Below are 1,581 nucleotides of genomic sequence, written 5' to 3' on the forward strand. Positions count from 1 at the left end.
AGGTGATCGAGCAGTGGAAACAAGACCCACGGCAACCCCTGATATCCCCGCTGCGGCACGCTCTTGATGAGGTCTGCCGGCGATTGGGTGAGAGAGTCTGACATGATCATCACAGATGAAGAGTTATTGGCATTGCTGGATTCGGAAGAGACACAAGAGCGTTTCTTCTACCCCGTGACCATCTATGCGCTGGATGAGGTTGCCTATCGGGCGGCCCAAGCGGTCAGCCTGCCCGAATTTGCGACCCTGCGCCGCACCAGGCCAGACACCTGCTGGCACTGGGAGGGGGTGTTTGCCGCCGGCGCCCTCGCCCTGTTTGACCCAGCCTCGCACCCTGGCGCCGACTATCTGCCGCAACTGGTGGCGCAGGGTGAGGGCATCTATCGGCTCTCGGATGACTGGCTAGCGGGCGTGCATGGCCGTTATCAGCAGTGGCGGCAGTGGCTGGCCGGGACACAGATCTTGTTACTGGAGGATCATCCGTTTCAGGGTGCTCAGATTCAACAAGAGATCCAAGGGTTGGGGCTCTCCTGTCAATGGGTGCAGGATGGCAATGCCTGTATCCAGGTACTGGCGGAGGGGAAGGTCACACTGCTCATCAGCGATCTCAGTCTGATGGAGCAGGACGCCATCAGTCTGTTGATGAGCCAGCCCCAGTACCGGCAAAGCGGCCTGCCCATTATTTTGCTGTCTGCGCATGACCAGGCTCTGATCGACGGTGCCCGGCGCCTGTTGTATGACGCCGGTTTCAACGTGGTGGCGGCCCTGGCCAAGCCCCTGTTGACTGACGATCTGCTGCGCTTGCTCAAGGTGTTTTACCTGGGGCCCCAGCGGCAACAGCGGCTCAGTGGCCAGCGCCGCTCCATTCGTACCTGGCAGGGGGCGGAGAAGGGGCTGCTGGGGTTTATCTCGGATCCCCCCTCCAAGTTGCCTGTCTGGTTGGCGGTGACAGGCTTGCCACCACGCTGGGAGCTGGTGCGGGAGTGGTTGGGCCAGCAGGGGCGAGACGCCAGTGAGCTGACGCTGGTCATTCACCGCCGTGACAACTTGCTCAGTCAGGCGGAGCGGTTTGCTCTGGTGCTACAGGCGAGTCTGGCCGGGGCCAGACTCGCCTTGCTGCTCGACAATGATCAGCATATGCCGTTCGATCTGCTGGAACGTATTCCCCTGCAGCACCTGCTGCTGGGACAGAGCCTGCTGCCTGGGCTGGAGGGCATGACGCCGGACTCCCTGCTCGGGCGTTTCATCAACCGCGCCAGGGAGCTCGGCATCGCCCTCTATCTGGATGACCCCTTCAACCTGCTCGATAACGAGCTGTGGCGCGATCGCGGCATGACAGGGCGCTGGTAACCCGTGCCCCGCTACTTGTGTTGGCCTCCCGATAAAGCGCGCTTGCGCCACAGCCTGGCTGGCTGGCTGCATCCCACCTCGCGGGCATCCTTGCCCCTGATGATGGAAGTGGGGGGCATCCCCTGCCGGTTGCAAGAGCTGGCGGGGGCCGATCCCGAGTGTATCAAGGCGGCTTATGAAGCACTGAGCGAGCAGAGCATTTACTTGCGCTTCATGCGGGCCAAACAGCCC

General features: G+C 62.1%; 1 protein-coding gene and 1 pseudogene. Both read left to right on the top strand.

What is annotated here, in order from left to right; translation table 11 throughout:
- Positions 1–102: 102 nt before the first annotated feature.
- A complete protein-coding gene (locus tag AAC083_RS15190) occupies positions 103–1,350 on the top strand; it encodes a response regulator (protein ID WP_108537037.1) in 1,248 nt (415 codons plus the stop codon).
- A gap of 3 nt (positions 1,351–1,353) precedes the next feature.
- Positions 1,354–1,581, top strand: a pseudogene (locus AAC083_RS23175) (GNAT family N-acetyltransferase); the annotation flags it as partial.

Origin of the sequence: Aeromonas sp. HMWF014, from assembly GCF_963878295.1 — a bacterium.
In the GTDB taxonomy this organism is placed as follows: domain Bacteria; phylum Pseudomonadota; class Gammaproteobacteria; order Enterobacterales; family Aeromonadaceae; genus Aeromonas; species Aeromonas popoffii.